A 23,244-nucleotide genomic window follows, 5' to 3' on the forward strand; every position below is an offset into this window, starting at 1 on the left:
ATGACGGCCCCACTGCCCACCGCGAATGATCCCACGCTGCTCAAGCGCAGCCTCGACGCGCTGAAGGACCTCCGGGCCCGGTTCGAGGCCCTGGAGTCCCGGGGCCGGGAGCCCATCGCCATCATCGGCCTGGGGTGCCGCATCCCGGGGGGCGGGGAGACCCCGGAGACGCTCTGGAAGATGCTGCGCGGCAAGGTGGACGCCGTCAGCGAGGTGCCCGCGGACCGCTGGGACCTGTCTCGCTACTACGACGCGGACGTGGCCACGCCGGGGCGGATGCACATGCGCTACGGCGCGTTCCTGGACTCGCCCGACCGCTTTGATCCGTACTTCTTCGGCATCTCGCCCCGTGAAGCGGAGCAGATGGATCCGCAGCAGCGCCTCTTCCTGGAGGTGGCGTGGCACGCGCTGGAGGACGCGGGCCTGAGCGCGAAGGCGCTCGCGGGCACGGACACCGGCGTCTTCGTGGGCGCCAACGGGAACGACTACCTCCAGCTCCAGCTCTCCGAGCCGCAGGTGCTGGGCACGTACTCGCTGGTGGGCGGCACCAACTGCATCATCCCCAACCGGCTCTCGTACCTGCTGGACCTGCGCGGGCCGAGCATGGCCTTCGACACGGCCTGCTCCTCGTCGCTCGTCGCGGTCCACCAGGCCTGCCAGAGCCTGCGCCACGGGGAGAGCTCCACCGCCATCGTGGGCGGGCTCAACCTGCTGCTGTCGCCCGTGGTGTCGGTGGCGCACTCCAAGGGCCTGCCGCTGGCGCCGGATGGGCGCTGCAAGACGTTCGACTCGCGCGCGGATGGCTACGTCCGCGGCGAGGGCTGCGGCGTGGTGGTGCTCAAGCGCCTGTCGGACGCGATCGCGGCCGGGGACCCGGTGTGGGCCGTCATCCACGGCTCGGCCGTCAACCAGGACGGGCTCAGCAACGGCCTCACGGCCCCCAACGGCGGGGCCCAGCGCGCCGTCATCCGCAAGGCGCTGGAGCGCGCGCGGCTCACCGGCTCGGAGGTGGGGCTCATCGAGGCGCACGGGACAGGCACGTCGTTGGGCGACCCCATCGAGGTGGAGGCCCTCTCCGAAATCTACGGCGCCGCGGAGGGCGAGCGGCGGCCCTGCGCGCTCGGCTCCATCAAGACGAACATCGGGCACCTGGAGGCGGGCGCCGGCATCGTCGGCATCCTCAAGGTCGCGCTGTCGCTCAAGCACGGCGTCATCCCGGCGAACCTGCACTTCCAGGCGCTCAACCCGCACATCTCGCTGGATGGCACGCGCCTCTACGTGCCCACGGAGTCGACGCCGTGGACGGACCCCGCGGAGCGCCGCTACGGCGCGGTCAGCTCGTTCGGCGCGGGCGGCACCAACGCGCACGTCGTGCTGGGCACCCTGGAGTCCGCGCGCCCCGAGGCCGCCGCACGGCCCTCCGTGTCTGGCGCGGAGCGCTCCCACCTGCTGGTGCTCTCCGCCCGCAGCCGCAAGGCGCTGTCGAACGTGGCCCGGCGTCTGGCGGACCACCTGACGAGCGGCGCCGGCCAGCATGAAACGCTGGAGGACGTCTGCGCCACGGCCGCGCTGCGCAGGACGCACCACGACCACCGGGTGGGGCTCGTCGTCCGCACCCGCGAGGAGGCCATCCAACAGCTGCGCGCGCTCCAGCAGGACGTCCGGCCTCCGGGCGCATGGACGGGCACCGCCGGAAGGCCTGGGCGCCCGGTGTTCTTCTTCCCCTCGGAGCCCCGGTTGTCAGGGGCCCGGCTCGCGGCGCTGGGCCGCGACTGTCCGGTGTTCGCCCAGGCCGTGGAGCGCTGTCGCGGCGCGCTCCAGCTGGGGCAGGGCGCGGACGGAGTGGGTGAGCACTTCGCCGTGCAGGTGGCGCTCGCCGAACTGTGGCGCTCGTGGGGCGTCGAGCCGGGCGCGGTGCTCGGGCAGGGAGTGGGGGAGATTGCCGCGGCCCACGTCGCGGGAGCGCTGTCGCTGGAGGACGCCGCGCGCGTCGCCCGTGAGTGCGGCGCCCTGCTGGCGAAGGGAGACGCGGCCGCCGGAGCGCTGAGCGCGGCGCTCGCGGGACTGACGCCCCGGTCCACGGCGGTGCCCCTGTACTCGGCGGACGGGACGGTGCTGGACGGCGAGTCCCTGGGCGCCGGCGCCTGGACGCGGTGCCTGCGCCGGCCCGCGCAGGTGTCGCCGGGCATCGAGGAGTCGCTGCGCGCGGGCCACGTGCTCTTCGTGGAACTGGGCGCGGAGCCGGTGCTCACCGCGCCGGTGGAGGAGGCCGCCGCGCGCCAGGGACTGACGGACGTGCTGGCGGTGTCCTGCCTCCGTGGGAGCCAGGATGCGCTGGGGGCGATGCTGACGTCCGCGGCGGCGCTCCACGCAGCGGGGCTGGGCCTGCGCCTGGAGCGGCTGCTCGCGCCCCACGGGCACTTCCTCCGCCTGCCGACCTATCCCTTCGAGCGCGAGTCCTTCTGGTTCAAGGAGCGGCCCGTCACGATGCTCGCGTCGGTGCGCTCCACCAGCCTGGAGCTGCCCCGCGCGGCGGTGCGTGACACGCCCCCGGAACCCGTCCGGCGTCCCACTGAAGTCCGCGCCCCGGCCTCGCCGCAGCTGGCTGGCTGGGCGGAGCTTCCGGAGCGCGAGCGCGCCACGAAGTTGCGGAGCCTGGTGCACGCGGAGGTGGCTCGCATCCTGAAGTTCGACGCCGCCCGGCTCGACCCCAAGGGTGGCTTCTTCCAGATGGGCATGGACTCCGTGATGGCCGGACAGCTGCGCAACCGGCTGGAGCAGCAGCTGGGCCGCAAGTTCGCCGTGACCGTCATCTTCGAAAACCCCACCGTGGAGCGGCTGTCCCGGCAGCTGGGCACGTTCCTCACGCCACCTCCGGCACCCGCCACCCCGCCGCGTGAGCCGCAGCCCCTGGCGTCCCAGGGCCTGTCGCCGGCGAAGGGAGGCGGCACCGACAGCATCGCCGACCTCCTGGCGCGCGAGCTCGAAGAGACCTCCTCCATTTCCAGCAAGGACCACCTGTCATGAGCACCCCGCCGGTTTCCACCGAAGCATCCAACCGCGACGAACTGCTCCAGCGTGCCCTGGAGCGCATCCGTGAGTTCCGCGGGAAGCTCGACGCCGTCGAGTCCCAGCGCTCCGAGCCCATCGCCGTGGTCGGCATGTCCTGCCGCCTGCCGGGCGGCAATGACGACCCGTCCACGCTGTGGCGCTTCCTGCGCTCCGGAGGCGACGGCATCCGCACCTTCCCCCAGGATCGCGGCGCCGCGGCGACCCCGGACGGACAGGACTTCAAGGGCGGGTTCCTGGAGCAGGTCGACCGGTTCGACGCGGGCGTGTTCGGCATCTCCCCGCGCGAGGCCGCGACGTTGGATCCCCAGCAGCGCCTGTTCCTGGAGGTGAGCTGGGAGGCCCTGGAGAACGCGGCGCAGCCCTTCGACAAGCTCGAGGGGAGCATGGCCGGTGTGTTCGTGGGCATCACCAACTACGACTACTGCCAGAAGCTGATGCAGGAGACGCCCATTGATCAGCTGGACGCCTACTGCCTCACCAGCAACGCGTCCACGTTCGCGGCCGGGCGCCTGTCGTACTGGCTGGGCCTGCGCGGTCCCAGCCTGTCCGTGGACACGGCCTGTTCATCTTCCGCCGTCGCCCTGCACCAGGCATGTCAAAGCTTGCGCGCGGGGGAGTGTTCGCTAGCACTGGCAGGCGGCGTCAACGTGCTGCTGTCACCGGAGTGGTTCGTGGTGCTGTCGCGCGCGGGCATGCTGTCGCCGGACGGCTACTGCAAGACGTTCGACCGCGACGCCAACGGCTACACCCGCGGCGAGGGCTGTGTCGTCTTCGTGCTCAAGCGCCTGTCGGACGCGGTGGCGGCGAAGGACCACATCCACGCGCTGATCCGCGGTTCGTGCGTCAACCAGGACGGCCGCAGTGGTGGCCTCACGGTGCCCAACCCCGCGGCGCAGCAGGACGTCATCCGCGGTGCGCTCAAGGCCGCGCGAGTGGGGGCGGACCGCGTCAGCTATGTGGAGACGCATGGCACGGGGACGCCGCTCGGCGACCCGATAGAGGTGCGCGCGCTGGGCGCGGCGCTGGGCGAGGGTCGCGCGGAAGGCGACCGCATCCACATCGGGTCCATCAAGGCCAACATCGGGCACCTGGAGCCGGCGGCGGGGGCCGCGGGCCTCATGAAGGTCATCCTCGCGCTCCAGAACGAGGAGCTGCCGCCCCAGGTCCAGTTCCGGGAGCTGAACCCGGAGATCGACCTGGAGGCGCTGCCGGTGGCCATCTCCACCCGGCCGCAGGCGTGGCCGCGCGCGGAGCGTCCGCGCATCGCGGGGGTGAGCTCGTTCGGCGCGAGCGGGACCAACGCCCACCTGGTGGTGGAGGAGGCCCCGGCCGTGGTGCGCCCGGCGCGGACCTTCGAGCCCGGCACGCAGCTCTTCACCCTGTCCGCGCGCAGTCCGGCGGTGCTGGCGCGGCTGGCGGGCCGGCACGCGACGCACCTGGCGGCGAAGCGCGACCTGCTCCTGGAGGACGTGTGCTTCAGCGTGAACACCGGCCGGGCCCGGTTCGCGGAGCGCGTGGCGCTGCCCGTGGACGACCTGGAGTCGCTCCAGCACGCGCTGTCCGCCATCGCGGCGGGGGAGCTGCCGGCGGGGGCGTCCCTGGGCCGCGCGCAGGTGGGGCAGGGGCCGAAGGTGGCCTTCCTCTTCACCGGCCAGGGCAGCCAGTTCCCGGGCATGGCGGTGGAGCTGCACGCCTCGCAGCCGGTGTTCCGGCAGGCGTTGGATCGCTGCGCGGAGGCGCTGAAGTCCCACTGGGACGTGCCCCTGCTCACGCTCCTGCGCGGGGAGGGCTTCACGGCGGGGCTGTTGGATCAGACCCGCTACACCCAGGCCGCGCTCTTCTCCGTGGAGTACGCGCTCGCCATGCTCTGGCGCAGCTGGGGCGTCGTGCCTGCCGCGGTGCTGGGCCACAGCGTGGGTGAGTACGTCGCGGCCTGCGTCGCGGGCGTCTTCGAGCCCGAGGCCGCCGTGGCGCTGCTCGCCGTGCGCGGCGCGCTCATGCAGGCGCTCCCGGCGTCAGGCGCGATGGCGTCCGTCTTCGCCAGCGAGGCCCAGGTGCGGGCGGCGTTGGAGGGCAAGGCCGACCGCGTGTCCGTGGCCGCGGTGAACGCGCCGGACAACATCGTCATCTCCGGCCAGGTGGACGCCGTGGAGCAGGTGCTCCAGGCGCTGATGGCGCAGGGCCACAAGCACAAGCGCATCAACGTCTCGCAGGCGTTCCACTCGCCGCTGCTGGATCCGATGCTGGACGCGCTGGAGCAGGCCGCGTCCGGGCTCACGTTCCATGAGCCGTCCCTCCCGCTCATCTCCAATCTGACCGGCCGTCCCGTGGACGCCGGCACGCTGGGGCCGCGCTACTTCCGCGACCACGCCCGCGAGGCCGTGCGCTTCCAGGCCAGCATGGAGTGGCTGTTCGAGAACGGCTTCGACACCTTCGTGGAGGTCGGCCCCGCGCCCCACCTCATCGGCATGGTGAAGCGCTACGCGCCCTCGGGGGACCGCGCCTTCCTGCCGTCGATGCGCAAGGGGCTGTCCGCCCAGCGCTCCATGCTGGAGAGCGCGGGCGCCCTGTACACGCGCGGCGCCGACCTGGAGTGGGACCACCTGCACGCGGGGCTCGAGCCGCGCCGGGTCCCGCTGCCGACGTACACCTTCGACCGGAAGCGGTACTGGTACGCAGCCCCCGCGCCCGGTACGGCGGCCCGGTCCTCGGCTCCGGTGCGGGAGGAGACCGCCTCGACGACGCTGCTGGGGAACCGGCTGCCGTCGCCGCTGCCCGCGGCCCAGTTCCGCGTGCGGTACGACGCGGCCCAGCACCCGTGTCTGGCGGACTGCCGGATGGGCGGGATGCGGGTGGTGAACGTGGGCGTCTTCCTGGAGGCCGCGCTCCAGTCCTGGCACGCGCTGACGCCGGGAGCCGGAGCCTGCCGTGTGGAGGGACTGTCGGTCCGGCGCGGGCTCCTCATGGACGACGACGAGACGCGCGTCGCGCACCTGGTGGTGGAGCCACCGGACGCGAAGGGCGAGCGTGGCTTCGCGCTCCACAGCCTGCCGCCGGGGGCTTCGGAGGACTCCAGCGCCTGGGCGGTGCACGTGGAGGGACGGCTCGCGGAGGCCCAGGAGGAGAAGGGCCTGGAGTCCCCGGACGCCATCCTCGCGCGCTGCACGCGGACGCTGGACGGCGCGGAGTTCTACGCGCGCATGGAGAAGCGCCAGTTGGTGCTCGGGCACTCGGCGCGGTGGATTGAGCAGGTCCGCTTCCGTGAGGGCGAGGCGCTCGCGACGATGCGCGCGCCCGACGCGAAGGAGGCGGAGGGCTACCGCGTCCATCCGGGCCTGGTGGACGCGCTCTTCCAGGCGGTCTTCGCGTGCCTGCCGGGCGACGTGCCCGAGGACGCCATCTACATGATCGTCGAGGTCGCCCGCTTCGTCGTCGGTCCCGCCACTCCGGCGACCGCGACCCGGGCCCACGTGCGGCTGCGCCCCTGGAAGGACGGGGACACGACGATTGTCGCGGACGTGGACGTGGCGGACGCGCAGGGCCGCGTCTTCCTGCGCGCCGAAGGAGCGCTGCTCAAGCGCACGACGGTGCAGGCGCTCCAGAAGGTGACGCGCGCGGAAGTCACGCCGTCGGCGAGCGCCGCCCGTCCCGCTTCGTCGGGCCTGCGGGATGTGCTCGCGCGCCTGCCGGTGGCGCAGCGCACGCCCCGGCTCGTGGAGTGGCTGCGTGCCCAGGTCGCCGTCATCCTGCGCGCGTCCGCCGCGGATGTGGACGTGGACGCGCCGCTGGCGCACGCGGGCTTCGACTCGCTGATGGCGTTGGAACTCAAGAGCGCGGTCGCCAACGAGCTGAACGTGGCGCTGTCGCTCGGCGGGCTGCTGGCGGGCGCGAGCCTCAAGGCCCTTTGCTCGGAGATCCTCGGACAGCTGTCGCTGGAGGCTCCTCCCGCGAGCAGCGCGGCGGAGCCTGCGCGGACCGCGAGCGCGGAGCCGGCCCCGGTGGAGGTGCTCGTGCATGACGGGGAAGGGCGCCACCAGCCCTTCGGCATGACCGACCTCCAGCAGGCGTACCTGCTGGGCCGCACCCGCTCCTTCGAGCTGGGCGGCGTGTCCACCTACTTCTTCCTGGAGGTGGACCTGCTGGGCGTGGACCTGGAGCGGCTGGGCTCGAGCCTGGACGTCGTCATCCAGCGCCACGACATGCTGCGCGCGGTGGTGACGCCGGACGGGCAGCAGCGGGTGCTGCCCACGGTGCCTTCCTTCGTCATCCGCACGGTGGACCTGCGGGGCCAGGACGCGTCCCAGGTCGAGCGCGCGCTCGCGGCGCTGCGCACGGAGATGGCCACCCAGGTCTTCCAGACGGACCGCTTCCCGCTGTTCGATGTCCGGGCCACGCGGCTGGACGGCGAGCGCACGCGGCTGCACCTGGGCTTCGACGCCCTGGTGGTGGACGCGTGGAGCACGTCGCTGCTCTTCAAGGAATGGTCCGCCGTGTACCGCGAGGGCGCCGGGGCGCTGCGGCCCATCGACATCACCTTCCGCGACTATGTGCTGGGCGTGCAGGCGTTGGAGTCTGGCCCCGCGTACGCCGCCGCGGAGAAGTACTGGCTCGACCGCGTCCCCAAGCTGCCGCCCGCGCCGGAGCTCCCCATGGCCCGCCACCCGGGCACGCTGGAGCTGCCGCGCTTCACGCACCGCTCGTTCCGGCTGCCCAAGGCGCAGTGGGCGCGCTTCAAGGAGCTGGCGCGCGAGGCGGGCGTCACGCCCTCCATGGTGATGTGCGCGGCCTACTCCGAGGTCCTGGCCACCTGGGGCCGCAGCCGCGCCTTCACGCTCAACGTGCTGTTCTTCAACCGCGTGCCGCTGCACCCGCATGTGGACCGCGTGCTCGGCAACTTCAGCGCCACCACGCTGCTGGAGGTGCAGGTGGAGCGCGCGGAGTCCATCTCCTCGCGAGCGCAGCGGCTCCAGCAGCAGCTGTGGAACGACCTGGACCACGCGTCGTTCAGCGGCGTGCGCGTGCTGCGTGAACTCAACCGGCGCGACGGCGACATGCGGCGCGCCCGCATGCCCGTCGTCTACGCGAGCACCATCAACTTCCACTCGCGCGAAGGCGACGCCGCTCCGGCCGGCCTGGCCCAGCACCTGCTCACCATGGGCACGGGCGGCGAGGAGATCCACAGCAGCATCCGCACGCCCCAGGTGTTCCTGGATCACCAGGTGGTGGAGGACGGCGGTGGACTCGTCCTCAACTGGGACGTGGTGGAGGAGCTGTTCCCGGCGGGGATGATCGACGCCATGTTCCAGGCCTACTCGGGCCTGGTGACGCGGCTGGCGGCGGAGCCCGCGGCATGGACGGAGCGCACCCGGTTGCTGGTGCCTCCGGAGCAGTTGGACGTCCGCCGGGAGGCCAACGCGACGGCCGCGCCCGTGGCGCAGGGCCTGATGCACGAGCCGTTCGTGAGGGCCGCCGCGCTCCAGCCGGACCGGCCCGCGGTCATCACCTCGCGCCGCACGCTCACCTATGCGGAGCTGGACGCCGCCTCCAACCGCGTCGCGCACTGGCTGCGCGAGCAGGGGGCAAAGCCCAACGCGCTCGTGGCCCTGGTGATGGAGAAGGGCTGGGAGCAGGTCGTCGCCGCGCTGGGCGTCCTCAAGTCCGGCGCCGCGTATGTGCCCATTGACTCGCACCTGCCTCCGGCGCGCCTGCGCTACCTCCTGGAGAACACGGGAGCCCGGCAGGTGCTCACGCAGTCCTGGCTGAAGCTGGAGCTGGCGGGCGTGGACCCCAGCGCGGTGCTGGCCATCGACGGACCGGAGGCGCAGCGGCCGTCCGCGGACGCGCTGCCGAGCGTGCAGCGTCCGGACGACCTGGCCTACGTCATCTACACGTCCGGCTCCACGGGGCACCCCAAGGGCGTGATGATTGAACACCGGTCGGCGCTCAACACGCTGCTGGACGTCAACACGCGCTACGGCGTCGGCGCGGACAGCCGGGGCTTCGCGCTGTCCGCGATGAACTTCGACCTGTCGGTGTGGGACGTCTTCGGCCTGCTGGCCGCGGGTGGCGCGCTGGTCATCCCTGAGCCCGGCGAGCTGCGCGAGCCCGGCCGCTGGCTCCACCTGGTGCGCGAGCACCGCGTGACGGTGTGGAACAGCGTCCCGGCGCTGATGGAGATGATGGCCGACCACCTGGCGGGCCTGGGCGAGACGTGGCCCCAGCTGAAGACGGTGATGATGAGCGGCGACTGGATCCCGGTGTCGCTGCCGGAGCGCATCCACGCAGTGGCGCCGAATGCCGCCGTCTACAGCATGGGCGGCGCCACCGAGGCGGCCATCTGGTCCATCGTGTACCCCATTGGCGACGTGGACCCCGCCTGGCCCAGCATCCCCTACGGCAAGGCGATGCTGAACCAGCAGATGCTGGTGCTCGACGATGCGCTGATGCCGTGCCCCACCTGGGTGACGGGGCAGATCTTCATCGGCGGAGTGGGCGTCGCGCGCGGCTACTGGCGGGACGAGGAGAAGACCCGCGGAAGCTTCATCCGCCACCCGCTGACGGGCGAGCGGCTGTACCGCACGGGAGACCTGGGCCGCTTCCTGCCGTCCGGCGACATCGAGTTCCTGGGCCGTGAGGACTTCCAGGTCAAGGTCCAGGGCTTCCGCATCGAGCTGGGCGAGATTGAAAACGCGCTGCTCCAGCACCCGGGCGTGCGCGCCGCCGTCGCGTCCGCCGTGGGAGAGAAGCGGGGCAACAAGCGGCTCGTGGCCTACGTGGTGTTGGACGCGGAGGCGCCCCCGGCGCTGGACGCGCTGCGCGAGGCGCTGCGGACGAAGCTGCCGGAGTACATGGTGCCGCAGACCTTCGTGACGCTGGACTCGCTGCCGCTCAGCGCGAACGGGAAGGTGGACCGCGGCGCGCTGCCGGCCCTGGAGGGCACGCAGCAGCCGAAGCAGACCGGCGTCAAGGTGCCGCCGCGCACCGAGCTGGAGAAGACGCTGGCCGGCCTCTGGGAAGGGCTCTTGCCGGGGCCCGTGGGCGTCCACGACAACTTCTTCGAGGTGGGAGGCAACTCGCTGCTCGCGGTGCGGCTGATGGCGCGGCTGCGTCAGGAGCTGGGCCGGGAGCTGCCGCTGGCGACCCTCTTCGAGATGCCCACCATCGCGCTGCTCGCCGAGTCCCTGGCCGGGCCGGAAGCGCCGCGGCGCGAGGGGCGTGGCGCGCTGGTGCCCATCCAGCCTGCGGGCACGCGTCCTCCGCTCTTCCTCGTGCACCCGGTGGGAGGCAGCGTCCTCTGCTACGCGGAGCTGGCGCGGAAGCTGGGGACGGATCAGCCCGTCTTCGGGATCCAGGTGCCGCCCGGCGCGCCGGCCCGGTCCATCGAGGCCATGGCCGCCGCGTACCTGGAGGCGCTGCGCGACGTGCAGCCGCGCGGCCCGTATCACCTGGGCGGGTGGTCCATGGGCGGCGTCGTCGCCTACGAGATGGCGCGCCAGCTCCAGGCGGCGGGGGACACCGTCTCCACGCTCGCGCTCATCGACGTGCTCGTCCCGCCAGCGGGGCAGGGCGGGGACGCCATGGACGAGGCGGCGCTGATGGCGCGCTTCGCCGAGGACCTGGGCGCCCTGTCAGCCCGCCGCGTTTCGGTGGACGCTGGCGCGCTGCGGGCCCTGCCCGCGGACGCGGTGCTGGAGCGCGTGGTGGAGGACCTGCGGGCGCAGGAGGCCATTGCTCCGGAGCTCGACCGCGCGACGCTGGGGGCGCACGCGGAGGTGTTCAAGGCGAACATGCGCGCCCTCACCGCGTACCAGGCCCGGCCCTACGCCGGCCGCGTCTGGTTCTGCCGGGGCGCGCAGCCCGGAGGCGCCTCGCGGCAGAACGCGGAGGCGTGGCTGCGGCTCACCTCGGGCGGCCAGCTCGTGGAGCTGGAAGGCAATCACTACACCCTGTTCAGCCACGGGCTCGATGCGCTCGTGGGCTCGCTGTCGTCCGCCCTGCGCGCCTGAGCCAGGGCTTCTGCTTCGTTCATCTCGTTTCGTTCACAAGGAGTGCAACCGTGTTTCATCGTCTGAGTCCGTGGATCCTGGGTGCGGCCCTGCTGGGCATGGCCGGCTGTTCCGATGAAGGGGAGACCGTCGACGCCTGTGTCGACAACAAGGTCCAGAAGGTCTCCGAGAAGGAGCTGTCCAAGCGGTTGAAGGACGGCGCGTACCGCGGCACGTGCGACCTGATGGAGAACCGCGTGTCGTTTGGCGACGGTTACGTGCAGTCCATCATCCACAAGAACGCGGACGGCTCCGTGAAGGCCATTGGCGTCACCGTGGACCAGGCCGCCATGGACACGCTGCCCATGCTGCCCCACCTGCCGACGAACGACGGGCAGACGTGCTGGGACATGAACAACGACGGCGTGACGGACCCGGAGAAGGAGTGCAACGGCGGCCACGAGCGCGTGCTCTGGTTCCCCAAGATGAAGGACGTCCCCTTCCAGTGGATCATGTTCAACTGGCAGGGCCGGGGCCACGGCCCCATCGGCGCGTTCGACAAGGGGCACTTCGACCTGCACTTCTTCATGCAGGACTTCGTGACGCGTAACTTCATCCGCACCGGCCCGTGCGGCGTCTACACGGACTGCAACGACTACGCGAAGGCCATCAAGGATCCGCCGGCGCCCTTCTACCCGACGGGCTTCGAGAACCAGAAGGGCGTGTCCGCGCGCATGGGCAACCACCTGGCGGACATCGCCGAGTCGCCCTTCAACGGCGAGCCCTTCACGCAGGCGTTCGTCTACGGCGCCTACGACGGCCACATCACGTACTTCGAGACCGTCGTCGAGGGCGGCTTCGCCAAGAGCAAGCCCGCCGATGACTGCCGCCCCATCAAGGCGCCTCCGGCGATGGAGGCCTCCGGCCTCTACCCGACGCGCTACTGCTTCCGGTACCGCGAGGACAAGAAGGACTACCTGATGACGCTCGAGGACTTCGAGTACCGCAACGCGCCCAACTAGTCGGTCCCCCCATGCGAGCGGCCGTGCCCCGGAGCGGATCCGGGAGCGGCCGCTCGTTGTTTCCTCTCCTCGCTGGAGCCTCACCGTGAAGAAGACATCCATCCTCCTGTCCTGGAGGCTGCCGCTGCTCCTGTCGTTGTGGGCGGCTCCGGCCGGGGCGCACTGGGGCATGCCCGACGAGGCGAGCAGCATCAGCGTGCGCCGTGGGCACGAGGACGACTGGATCATGGGTGACGCTTCCGGCGCGCTCATCTCCCGCGACCAGGGGACGACCTGGCGGTGGATCTGCCCGGAGGGCATGGGCATCGCCATCTGGCGTCCGGAGCGCTACTTCTGGCTGTCTGGCGGGGCCATCATGGCCGCCACGGGGAGCGCGCTGATCCGCTCCGACGACAGCGGCTGCTCGTGGGCGCCGCACGCGTATTTCAAGGACACGTGGGTCACCGGGCTGGCGGTGCACCCGACGGACGAGCGGTTCCTGTACGTCAGCACGGGGCGGCCGTCCCTGAACAACGGGCTGTACCGCTCCGAGGACGGCGGAGAGTCCTGGGTGCAGGCGCTGGCGCCGACGCCGGGCTCCCGCTACTCGTCCATCCGCATCGCCGCATCGGATCCGCTGCGCCTCTACGCGTCTGGCCAGGACACGGAAGGCCAGTTCCTGGCGCGCAGCGATGACGGCGGGCGTGTCTGGACGCGGCTGCCCCAGCCACTCACCGCGTTGAAGCTCCCGTATGACCTGGTGCTGCTGCGCGTGAGCGACGCGTCACCGGACGTGCTGTGGGCGAAGATCTCCGCCCAGGGTCGCGACTGGCTGCTCAAGAGCACGGACGGCGGCGTCACGCTGACGTCGGTGATGGACACCTACGAGCGCATCTCCAGCGTGGAGGCGTCTCCGGACGGGAGCACGGTCTGGGTCTCCACGACGACCCGCCTCTTCCGTGGGCAGGACGACGGGCCCTTCACGGAGCTCGCGGAGCCGAGCGGGAACGCCTGCGCGCTGAAGCGGAACGGGACGCTCTATGGCTGTGGTTCGGGCTGGACGGGCGGCTGGGCGTTGGCGAAGAGCGCGGACGAGGGCACGACCTGGGAGCCGATGTTCAAGCTCGGAGATGTGCAGGGCGCGCACCTGTGTCCCGCCGCGACGCCCGTGCAGCAGCGGTGTCCGGCGCTGTGGCCGCAGTTGGCGCAGCTCTACGGCGCGACTCCGGACGGGGGCGTGGGGCCCACGCAGGACGCCGGCCCTTCCGAGCAGCCCGTGGCGCCAGCGTCCCCGGATGGTTGCGCCGCGTCGCCGGGGCTGGTGCCGGGCGCGCTCCTGGTGCTCGCGACGGTGTGGGGGCGCCGTTCCCGAAGGGACGCGCTGGCGCGGAGCCGCCGGTCATGACGGTCTCACTGCCTCGGACGAAGCGCGCTGTCGGGGCTCGGTCCTGGCTGCTGCTCGCCCTGTCGGTGGCCTGTGGTGAGACGGACACGGGGCCGCTCCAGGTGCCGGAGCTGGAGTACGGCGTCGAAGCGCCATGGCCGGTGTCCGCGCCGCTGCCGCCCGTGGGGCCCGCCGGGCGGCTGATCATCACCAACAACCTGGAGGACACCCTCAGCCTGTTGGACCTGGACGGGATGGAGTCTCCCACCTGGGGTGAGCTGGCGCGCGTCCCGGTGGGGCTCAACCCGGTGGAGCTGGAGGGGCCGCACCACTCGGCCGTCTCGCCGGAGGGTGACTTCTACTACGTGGGCATCTCCAACTACGTGCCCGGCTCCGGCTCCGGACCGCACGGGACGCATGGTTCGGGGAAGGCGGATGGCTACTGCCTCAAGCTGGACGCGGCCACCCACGCCGTCGTGGGCTCCGCGCGCGTGGATCCCAACCCGGGCGACGTCATCCTCAGCGCGGACGGGCGGACGCTCTTCCAGACGCACTTCGACCTGCTGAAGATCGCGGAGGTGGCGCGGCGGGGAGGCACGGAGGCGGAGATGGATTCACGGATGGCCATCCTCGACGCGCGGACGATGACGCGCACGGCGATGGTGCCCGTCTGTCCCGCGCCCCACGCGGTCCGCCTGTCACCGGACGGACGCCGTGCCTACGTCGCCTGCTGGTCGGACGAGGTCGCCATCGTGGACCTGGAGCAGGCGGACCGCCCGGTGCGCCGCGTGAAGGTGGCGGCCAACACCGGCACGGCCGTGCGGCCTCTTCACCAGCCCTATGCGCTCACGGTGTCGCCCACGACAGGGGCGGTGTGGGTCAGCTCGCTCGCGAGCCGCGCGGTGCAGTACCTGGATCCGGTGACGCTCACGATGGATCCCCAGCGCACGGTGTGGCTGCAGGGTGCGCCGATGTTCGGTGCCTTCACGTCCGACGGGCGCACGCTCTACATGCCGTACCAGTCGGTGGACTCCATCGCCATCATCGATGCAGCCCATCCGGAGGCGGTGCCCGGGGAGATTCCGCTGTCGCCCAGCGGCTGCCTCAACGTGCACCAGCTGATGCTGACGCCGGATGAGCGCCATGCGCTCGTGGTCTGCGAGGGCGACCACGTGGGGCCGGGCACGCTCCACGTCGTGTCGCTGGAGGAGCGGCGGGTGGTGAAGACAGTCCAGGTGGGGCTCTTCCCGGACTCGGTGGCGCTGCTGAGGAGCCGGCCATGAGGTGGCTCTGGGTGCTGGGCGCGCTGATGGCGGGCTGTGGCGGCGCGACGCCCGCGGCGGAGTTCGGTGAGACGTTGTTCCAGGACGCCCGGTTGTCGGACAGTCAGTTCAACAGCTTCTCCTGCGCGACCTGCCACGCCACGAGCGCCAAGCCTGATCCGGACCGGATGCTCGCGGGCTACCCGCTGGAGAACGTGGCGTTCCGCGAGACGTGGTGGGGCGGCTACGAGACGGACCTGCTGAGCGCGGTGAACTTCTGCTACCTGGGCTTCATGCGCGGCGTGTCCCCCCTCACGCGGGAGGATCCCAAGGCGCGGGCCCTGTACGAATACCTGGTGCGGATCAGCCCGGACGCGGACGCACCCGCGCTGCCCTTCACGGTGGTGAAGGACATCCAGGACGTGCCGGCTGGTGATGCCGGAAGGGGAGGCGCCGTGTACCGCGCCGCCTGCCAGACGTGCCATGGAGCCACGCACACTGGAGAGGGACGGCTGACGACGTTCGCGTCGGTGTTGCCGGAGGTGACGGACGACTACGACGCGCTCTTCCCCGGCATTCCCCGACGGCTGGTGGTCATCGAGAAGCTGCGTCATGGCAACTTCTTCGGCGTCGGCGGCACCATGCCGCTCTACAGCCGGGAGGCCCTGTCGGACGAGGACCTGGCGGCGGTGCTCACCTTCCTGGGGTTGTGAGCGCCTCAGGCCCAGAGCGACTGCTCCAGCGAATCGAGCAGCGCCGCGGCGACATCTGGAGAAGGTAGCCCGGCGTCGGCGGAGAGCTCCGGGTCGAGCGGCACGGCCACCTCCGCGCGCAGCACCGTGACCGCCTGCTTCCGTGCCTCACGCAGCCGGGCCTGCGCCTCGATGGAAAGGCCCGGCGTAGCCCACGCGTCGATGTCCCAAGACAGGCCCGCGTGCCGGGTCTCGTCGTCGGCGATGCACGCCATGGCCTCGCGGATCCCGGGGTCGCGCGCGTGCAGCGCCTGATGGTGCGCCACCAGCGCGCCGTAGGTCTCTCGCACGCAGCCCTCCACGGTGTTGTCGAGCAGCACTTCGCTCAAGGTCCGCAGCGGCAGGGCGGTGACGGCCGGAGGCACCGGCGTGGCGCCGAAGCGGTGGGCCAACCGCAGCGTGACTTCGGTGTGCCGCACCTCGTCCGCCGCGCTGGCGAGTGCCGCGTCCTGCAACTCGCTGCTCGCGCCATGGAGGGCCAGCTCGTCGCGCAGGCGCAGGAAGGCATGGATGGCGGCGGCTTCCAGCCGAGCTGCGTTCGCGAAGTAACCGCCCCTGGCGTCCTCGCAGTCCCCAGCCCGGCCGCGCTGGAGTCCCACGGGCCTGCGGCCGACGACGCAGTCGGGCGTGCCCTCCTTGAGGGGGAACGTGCCTTCCTCCGTCACGACACCGGACGCCGTGACCTTCAGGTCGTGCCGGGTCTCGTACACGTTCGTTTCACAGTCGTAGTCTTGGATGCTGACGACGCTGAAGGTCCCGTCCGGGAGGGCCCGCACCTTCCCGCGCTCGTAGGCAGGGTGGCTGCACAGGGCGTAGCCCGAGGCGTAGGCCAGGAGCGCGGCCTCCTCCGGGGTGTCGATGCCGCCGAGCAGGGCTCGGACGGCGTCCGCGGTCGTGTACGTCGTCACCTCGTCGCCGCGGGTCGTGACGAGGAAGCTCTTGAAGCACTCGATGCTGTAACCACAAATCCGCGGGAAGCCTTGAGCGATGTTCAGCGCATCGAGCTGGTCCAGGCACGCCTGGGGATCCTCCGCCGTCGCGCAGGGTTCGCCCTCCGACGTAATGAGCTGGGCGTCCGGGGGCGAAGAGGGAGGGTACCGGTGGATGATGGTTCGCAGTTGGAGCACATCCGGGGCCGGGGCAATCGTCAATCCGGTGAGGACGGGCAAGCCGTTCACGCAGGAGACGTCCGAGTGTTGGCTCAGGTCGATGGGCTCGGGCTTCGAGGGCCCTGGCTTCGAGGGCTCTGGCTTCGTGGGCTCTGGCCTCGGCGGAGGCTCCACGACGGGTTCTCCCTGGCATCCCGTGAGCAACAGGGGCGTGGCCAGGGACACCCGCAGGGCACGGGAGAAGAGAAGCCGCAGCCGATCCACGTTCATGGTTCCCTCAAGGGCGATGCGCGGCCACCGGGCCCGCTCCACTTGGACACGCGACCCCGGTGGTTTGGGACATGGCCCGGCTCAGGCCCAGAGTTCCTGCTCCAGCGAGTCCAACAGCGCCAGTGCCACCGCCGGTGAAGGCAGCCCGGCCTCCGCGGTCAGTTGTGCGTCCAGCGGCACGGCCATCTCCGCGCGCAGCACGGCCAGCGCCTGGCGCCGGGCCTCCCGAAGGGCGGAGCGTTCCGCGTCGGACAACCTGGGCGCGGCCCACGCGTCAATGTCCCAGGACAGGCCCGCGTGGCGCGTCTCGTCCTCGGCGATTCGCGCCATGGCCTCGCGGATTTCCGCGTCCTCCGCGTGCAGCGCCTGATGGTGGGCCAGCAGCGCGCTGTAGGTCTCCCGCACGCACCCCTCCACGGCGTTGTCGAGCAGCACCTCGCGCAAGGACCTCAACGGCACGTCGGCCACGGAGGGCACGGGAGGCACGGCCCCGAAGCGCAGCGCGATCCGGGTGGTCACCTCCGCGTGCCGGACCTCGTCCTCCGCGCTGGCGAGCGCCGCGTCCTGCAAGTCGGAGCCCGCGCCGTACAGCGCCAACTCCTCGCGCATCCGGAGGAAGGCATGGACGGACGCGGCCTCCAGCCGGGCGGCATTGGCGAACCAGGCGCCCCGGGCGTCCTCGCAGTCCTCAGCCCGTGCCTCCTGGAGTCCCACGGGCCTTCTGCCGGGATAGCAGCCCGTATCGCCGATCTTGACCCTGAAGGATTTGTACTCGACCACTTCTCCCGAGGACGAGATCCGCACCGGCTTCCGAGACAACCATTCCTGCTTCTCGTCACAATCATGGCCCTGCTCCACCAGGATCGTGAAGCCCTCGTCGGGATTGACGCCGACCGATGACGGGAACTCGGTGGAGGGGCAGACAGCGTGGCCGGCCGCGAAGGCCAGGAGTGCGGCCTCCTCCTCCCGGTCGATGGTGCCCAGCACCTGCCTGATCGAATCCCTCGTCCTGTAGCTCCTCACGTCATCGCCCCGGGTGGTCACCACGTAATGGGCAGTACACGTCGAAAGGGCGCCGCCAAGACACTCACCTCCAAAGCCTTCCATGCCTCCGTTGTCCTGCGACTGGAGGGCTTCCCCACAGGCCTCCTTGTTGACGGCCGTCTCGCAAGCGTTTCCCGTGGTGAAGACGGACTGGAGGCCAGGGATTCGCTTCCGCTCGACACGGACTGGCTGCCCTCCATCAGGTCGCCGGGGCTGTGACGTGTCGGCGACGAACTCCCAGGTGTACGAATGCCGCCTCAACTCGACGAAGTCCGGCACAGGCACCATCCACGCCCTGTCGATCCCGGGGACGGCGTTGAAGAAGGGGTACCCCTCCCTCGGAGGAGCCTCCACGCACCGGATCCGTCGGTAGTTCGTCGCCAGCCGGCCAGCGGGCACGTCCGGCTTTACGTGCCGTTCGCCGTGGCATCCGGCAAGCACAAGCGGGGTGGCCAGCGATGCCTTCAAGGCCCTGGCGAACAGCCGCCGCAATCGCTCCGCATTCAATGGCAACCTCCGCGTCGGCAGCCCGGCCTCTGCGCTGTCCCCAAACCCTATCAAGCCGGTTCGGCAACGTGCCAAGGAAAAGCAGACGGGCGATGCACGCCGCGAAGCGCGCATCGCCCGTGGGACTTCACATCAACGGACGCGGCCTTACGCCCCCGCGTACTTGCGGCGGAACTCGTGGATCTCCGCCAGCCGGAACGTGCCCGGCTCCGGAGCAATCGCCTCCGGCGCGTCGTAGGGCAGGTTCATCAGCCGCTCGTACTCCTCCACCGACACGCGCTCGCGCTTCGCCAGCACCGTGTCCAGGTCCGCGCGGGCCATGCGCTCCGCGGCTTTCTCACCCACGACACCGGTGTAGAACTCCGCGCAGGAACCGCTGCCGTAGGACAAGAGGCCAATCCGCTGGCCCGCCAGCGCCGCGCCCTCCGCGTGCAGCTGGCCCGCGAGCGCCAGGTACAGCGACGCCGTGTAGACGTTGCCTACCCGCGCGTTCAGCCCCAGCGACTTCGCCACCTGCGCGTCATAGCTGGCCTGCGACTTCGCCGCCTCGTCGCGCGCCTCGGGCGTGGCCGGACCGTTGCCGGAATCCTCCAGGTCGCACAGCCGCACCTGGGCGTGCGCCTTGCGCGCCATCTTGCAGAAGGGCACGTGGTAGAGGATGCGCGCCAACTGCTCGCTGGGCAGCTTCGAATCCCACCGCACCAGCCCCTGCTCCATGGCGCGCTCGCGCCAGCCCCGGTACGCGCCCGCCATGGCGTCCAGGTAGCAGGTGATGGAGTAGTGCCCGTCCACCAGCGCCTCGCGCCGGCCCACCGGCCTCCAGAAGTCGTACACGTCCGCGGTGCTCACGCCGTTGAGCCCCACGTCCACCGCCAGCAGGTCCGGCGTCTCCGACACCAGCAGCGCCACCGCGCCGCCGCCCTGCGTGGGCTCGCCCGCCGTCTTCAGGCCGTAGCGCGCGATGTCCGTGCACACCACCAGCGCGGAGCGGCCCGCCCCCGCGCCGGACGCAATCCACTCCACCGCCGCCATCAGACCCGCCGTGCCGCCGTAGCACGCGTGCTGCGAGTCGAACGTGCGCATGCCGCGCGGGAGCTTCAGCAGACCGTGCACGTGCGACGCGATGGGCTTGGAGTGGTCCACGCCCGTCTCCGTGCCCACCACCAGCATGCCCAGCTTGGACGTGTCCACGCCCTGCTGCTGGATGAGCCGCGCGGCCGCCGTGGCCGCCAGCGACACGGAGTCCTCACCCGGGTCGTTGACCGCCATCTCCTTCGCGCCCAGGCCCGCGGTGAACTTCGCCGGGTCCACGCCGCGCGCCCGCGCCAGGTCCTCGATGTCCACGTACCGCCGGGGGACCGCCACCGCCAGCGCTTCGATTCCAACCCGCTTCTTCATGGGGAACTCCTCAAAATCAAAAGGTCACGAATCCAGACGGCGTCACGCCGCGGGGGGCACCAGCACCAGCCGGCCCGCCACTTCCCGGTTCTCCAGCCGGAAGTGCGCGCGGCCCGCGTCCGCCAGCGCCACCTCTTCCGACACGAAGGGACGGATGAGGCCCTTGGCCGTCAGCCGCAACGACTCGTCCAGCTCCTCGCGCGTCGTCGCGTAGGCGCCCAGAATCTCCAGCTCCTTCACGATGACCAGGCCCGGGTTGAGGTTCACCACCCCGGACTCCAGGTTGCCCACCACCACCACGCGTCCACCGGGCGCCATGGCCTTGAGCGTCTGATCAAAGGTGGCGCTGCCGACGATCTCCACCGCCACGTCCACACCCTGGCCCTGCGTGCGCTTGCGCGCCTCCGACCCGAAGTCCAGGCCGCGCGAGACAATCACCTCGTCCGCGCCAGCCTCCTTGAGGGCCGCGACCTTCGCCTCGCCGGACGTGATGGCGATGACGCGCGCCCCGTCCACCTTGGCCAACTGCACGGCCGCCAGGCCCACGCCGCCGCTGGCGCCGGTGATGAGGACCGTCTCACCGGCCTTCACCTTCGCCCGCGTGCGCAGCGTGTGCACGGCGGTGCCCAGCGTGCAGCACACCGTCGCGGCCACCGCCCAGGGCAGGTCGGACGGCACGCGGCCCAGGCCTCGCACCGGGGCCACCATGAACTGCGCGTAGCCGCCCTGGAGCTCCTCGCCGAAGAAGCGGTTGTCCGTCTTGCACAGGCTGTTGCGGCCGGCGAGGCACAGCGCGCACTCACCGCAGGACATGCGCTGCAGCGTCGCCGCGCGGTCGCCCACCTTCCAGCCCACCGTGTCCGGACCCACTTCCACCACCTCGCCCGCGGCCTCGTGCCCCAGGATGGCGGGCACGTGCGTGCGGGGCAGGTTGCCTCGGCGGTTGATGACGTCGTGGTAGCAGACGCCGCACGCGTGGACCTTCAGCAGCACCTCGCCCTTGCCCGGCCGGGGAATCGGCACGGTCTCCAGACGCAGGTTCTCTGCACTCCCGAACTGGCGAAGAACGACGGCTTCCATGCGGTGCCTCTTTTCCGTGTGGCTTGAAGATTGGGGGAGATGTGTTTCAGCCGCCGACGAGCGCGTCGCGCAGGTTGCGGGGGTCCAGCGCGCGGATGGCCGACACCGTGCGCGCGTCCGGAAGGGAGGTGACGGGCAGGGCGTCAGGCACCGCGAACTCGAAGCCGGTCCGCTCGGAGATGCCGTCCACCGTGGCCCACGGGTGACGCGCCAACAGCCGCGCCCCACGGGGCCCGCCCAGCTCATACGTCCCCAGGTCGGAGATGAGCCGCACCGGACGGCTGGGGTCGCGCGTCGTGGCCACCTGGACTTGCGGGACGAGGTTGCGGCGCGACTGCCGGGGCACCAGCAGCACCGGGTTCTTCACCCACTGGCGCAGCGTGGCCGCGCCCGCGACACCAGGGAACTTGGTCCGCGGCTTCTCCAGGCTGCCGGACGCCGTCATGTTGGTGCGGCCCGCCGGATCCACCTCCGCCGCGCCAAAGAAGACCGTGTCCACCCGGCCGCGCCGAGCGTGGTCGAAGAGGTCCGCGATGCTCACCTCCGCGGACCGGCCGTCCAGGTAGCGCAGGTCCTCGGACGACGGGTACAGCTCCGGCAGCTCAGGGTCCAACGAACCGACACACGCCAGGTACGTCAGCCCCGGCGCATGCGTGGCCCGGGCCACCGCGATGGCCAGGATGACCAGCGGCGACGCCACACCCGTGGCCACCACCGAGCCGTCTTCAATCTCCCGCGCCAGCAGCGACACCACCGTCTCCGCGGGCGTCGCGTCCACCGTCGTCGTCGTCGTCATGCCGCGCTCCGCGTCGCGCGCAGCGACATGAGGAAGCCCTTCGCGTCGCCCGCATCCGCCGCTGCGAGGTAGGCCGCGAGCATCGCGTCGTCATGCGGGTACTGGCCCAGGCAGCCCGTGGGCAGCGCACCGCCGGGGGCGAGCACCACGCGCTCCACCTGGAAGGCGGGGATGGTGACGCGCGACAGCTTCGGCACGCGCTCCTCCACCGTGGCGATGATCCGCTTCGCGGCGCCCGCGACGAGCAGGTCCGTGGTGGGGTCCTCGATCAGCAGGTTGCCCTTGTCGTCCGCGGCCCGGGCGTGGATGAGCGCCACGTCCGGGTAGTACGCGGGCTCCACCGGCACGCGGCGGCCCGTGAACGGATCCTCCACCGTGCGCGGCGCGTCCACCTCCGCCAGCTCCGACACGTCCGAGTCCGGCGCGGGGATGAAGGGCAGCCCCATGGACGCCGCGCGCAGCCGCTGCACCACGCGGTAGCCGTCGTGCTCGCGCCACTCAATCTCGCCCGCCTCGATGGCCCGCTTGAGGCAGGGCAGGGGACGCACGCGGTTCTCCAGCACCAGCGCGCCGAAGGGCAGCTCCACGCGCTTGAGGCACCCGCCCGCGACCAGGAACTCCGCCGGCAGCGGGTTGGGCAGCGAGATGAGCTGCAGGCCGCGCTTCTCCTGCGCCACCAGCTCCAGCACCAACGCCATGGGCGCGCGGCCCAGCATGAACCCGCCAGCCGCGATCGACGCGCCGTCCGGGATGGAGGCCACCGCCTCCGACAGGGAACTCCAACGGGCGCGGTTCACTGGGGCTCTCCTCCAGAACCGGAGCTGGAACCGGAAGCGGCGCGCGGCACCATGCGCAGCGCGGGCGCGTCTTCAGCCGAAGGGGCCGGGGCGCTCACGGCCGAAGCGGCGGAGGGAAAGAGCAGCTCCACCATGCCGTCGGCGATCTGCTCCTCGGTGAGGCGCCCGTCCGGCTTGAACCACTTGTAGACCCAGAGGATCATCCCCAGGAACGAGAACGCCGCCACCGTGGGGTCCACCACGCCGCGCAGGCGGCCCAGGCGGTTGGCCTCCGCGAACGCGTCCTCCAGGAAGCGCACGTAGCGCTTCTTGCGCCGGTCGATGTACTCGCGCGCTTCACCGGTGAGCGTGGCGTGCTCGTGGAGGATGATGATGACCTCCTTGCTGCGGCCGCTCGTCACCAGGTGGATGTTCTGCCGCATGCACTGGCGCAGCCGCTCCACCGGATCCGCCACGTCCTGAACGGGCCCGAGGACCTGCTCCTCGAACACGTCCATCCCGTAGTTCATGATGGCGAAGAGCAGCTGCTCTTTGTTCTGGATGTGGTGGTAGAGCCCCGCCTTGGTCATCCGGCACGCGGCGGCGATCTCCTGCATCGACGTGCCCTCGTAGCCGCGCTCGCAGATGAGCCGCGCCGCCGTCTCCAGGATGGCCCTGTACCGCTCGCCCTCGTCCGGTTTGCGCCCCGTGGGTGTCATGCGTGCCTTCCCTTGCCGGCCTGCCTGCTCCTGCCGGGCTGAAACCACCTACCGACCGGTAGGTCACTTCACCTACCGACCGGTAGGTA

General features: G+C 71.3%; 13 protein-coding genes. 6 read left to right on the top strand and 7 right to left on the bottom strand.

Annotated elements, in window-relative coordinates; genetic code table 11:
- From D7Y04_RS21350 to D7Y04_RS21375, 6 genes are all read left to right on the top strand, one after another.
- A complete protein-coding gene (locus tag D7Y04_RS21350) occupies window positions 1-3,027 on the top strand; it encodes a type I polyketide synthase (protein ID WP_121760511.1) in 3,027 nt (1,008 codons plus the stop codon).
- Window positions 3,024-11,078, top strand: coding sequence for a non-ribosomal peptide synthetase/type I polyketide synthase (locus D7Y04_RS21355; RefSeq protein WP_121760512.1), 8,055 nt, complete (start codon window positions 3,024-3,026; stop codon window positions 11,076-11,078). Before D7Y04_RS21350 ends, D7Y04_RS21355 begins: the two co-directional genes overlap by 4 nt.
- 50 nt (window positions 11,079-11,128) lie before the next feature.
- The gene (locus tag D7Y04_RS21360; RefSeq protein WP_120594351.1) at window positions 11,129-12,079 is read left to right on the top strand and encodes a hypothetical protein; all 951 of its coding nucleotides are present in this window, start codon (window positions 11,129-11,131) and stop codon (window positions 12,077-12,079) included.
- A gap of 85 nt (window positions 12,080-12,164) precedes the next feature.
- Entirely contained in the window at window positions 12,165-13,463 is a 1,299-nt protein-coding gene (locus D7Y04_RS21365) for a hypothetical protein (protein WP_121760513.1), read from the top strand.
- Entirely contained in the window at window positions 13,460-14,725 is a 1,266-nt protein-coding gene (locus D7Y04_RS21370) for a hypothetical protein (protein ID WP_121760542.1), read from the top strand. Before D7Y04_RS21365 ends, D7Y04_RS21370 begins: the two co-directional genes overlap by 4 nt.
- Complete coding sequence (locus D7Y04_RS21375) at window positions 14,722-15,417, top strand: c-type cytochrome (protein WP_121760514.1); 696 nt, start codon at window positions 14,722-14,724, stop codon at window positions 15,415-15,417. Before D7Y04_RS21370 ends, D7Y04_RS21375 begins: the two co-directional genes overlap by 4 nt.
- Before the next feature lie 5 nt (window positions 15,418-15,422).
- Here D7Y04_RS21375 and D7Y04_RS21380 read toward each other — a convergent pair whose 3' ends face one another.
- The 7 genes from D7Y04_RS21380 to D7Y04_RS21410 form a co-directional block, all read right to left on the bottom strand.
- A complete protein-coding gene (locus D7Y04_RS21380) occupies window positions 15,423-16,835 on the bottom strand; it encodes a ferritin-like domain-containing protein (protein WP_121760515.1) in 1,413 nt (470 codons plus the stop codon).
- An 81-nt stretch (window positions 16,836-16,916) separates the two neighbouring features.
- Window positions 16,917-17,822 carry a ferritin-like domain-containing protein gene (locus D7Y04_RS45765; RefSeq protein WP_233601523.1) on the bottom strand — a complete coding sequence of 302 codons (906 nt, stop codon included), beginning with the start codon at window positions 17,820-17,822 and terminating at the stop codon, window positions 16,917-16,919.
- A 711-nt stretch (window positions 17,823-18,533) separates the two neighbouring features.
- Complete coding sequence (locus D7Y04_RS21390; RefSeq protein ID WP_121760517.1) at window positions 18,534-19,784, bottom strand: hydroxymethylglutaryl-CoA synthase family protein; 1,251 nt, start codon at window positions 19,782-19,784, stop codon at window positions 18,534-18,536.
- A gap of 42 nt (window positions 19,785-19,826) precedes the next feature.
- Window positions 19,827-20,864: a zinc-binding dehydrogenase gene (locus tag D7Y04_RS21395; RefSeq protein WP_120594355.1), complete on the bottom strand. Its 1,038-nt coding sequence runs from the start codon at window positions 20,862-20,864 to the stop codon at window positions 19,827-19,829.
- A 46-nt stretch (window positions 20,865-20,910) separates the two neighbouring features.
- Window positions 20,911-21,660, bottom strand: coding sequence for a CoA-transferase subunit beta (locus D7Y04_RS21400; RefSeq protein ID WP_121760518.1), 750 nt, complete (start codon window positions 21,658-21,660; stop codon window positions 20,911-20,913).
- On the bottom strand, window positions 21,657-22,457 hold the full coding sequence (locus D7Y04_RS21405) for a CoA transferase subunit A (protein ID WP_120577165.1): 801 nt from the start codon (window positions 22,455-22,457) through the stop codon (window positions 21,657-21,659). Before D7Y04_RS21405 ends, D7Y04_RS21400 begins: the two co-directional genes overlap by 4 nt.
- A complete protein-coding gene (locus D7Y04_RS21410; RefSeq protein ID WP_120594357.1) occupies window positions 22,454-23,155 on the bottom strand; it encodes a TetR/AcrR family transcriptional regulator in 702 nt (233 codons plus the stop codon). Before D7Y04_RS21410 ends, D7Y04_RS21405 begins: the two co-directional genes overlap by 4 nt.
- Window positions 23,156-23,244 lie beyond the last annotated feature (89 nt).

It is taken from the genome of Corallococcus sp. AB038B, from assembly GCF_003668955.1.
Lineage (GTDB): Bacteria > Myxococcota > Myxococcia > Myxococcales > Myxococcaceae > Corallococcus > Corallococcus exiguus.